Annotated in this window: 1 protein-coding gene; it reads right to left on the reverse strand. The window is 68.5% G+C overall.

Annotated features, from left to right (window positions below; genetic code table 11):
* The coding region (locus tag ON31_RS29330) for a hypothetical protein (protein WP_157533796.1) at window positions 1-221 on the reverse strand (221 nt) is incomplete at its 3' end.
* Between the last annotated feature and the right edge of the window lie 33 nt (window positions 222-254).

Consider the following 254-nt stretch of genomic DNA (forward strand, 5'->3'; position numbering starts at 1 on the left):
GCTCGGTCGATCCCTTGGGCGGCAAGCTCGTTGGCGAACGCTGCGAGCTGCTCGGCGGTCGACCAGTTGCCGGGGTCGTCGGCGGCGGCCTGATCTTGCTTGGCCTGCTGCACGGCGGCGGCGAGCTTGTTTCGTATGCCGGGCGGGTAGTAGCCGTTCTCGTCGGCGAGCCCGAGACGCTGTGCGGCGTCACGGATCTCGGCCTCGGTGGGTACGGACATGCGTGGTTCCATCTCCGGCGTGGTTGAGGGGAA

The organism is Nocardia otitidiscaviarum NBRC 14405, from assembly GCF_000308635.1.
Classification (GTDB): domain Bacteria; phylum Actinomycetota; class Actinomycetes; order Mycobacteriales; family Mycobacteriaceae; genus Nocardia; species Nocardia otitidiscaviarum.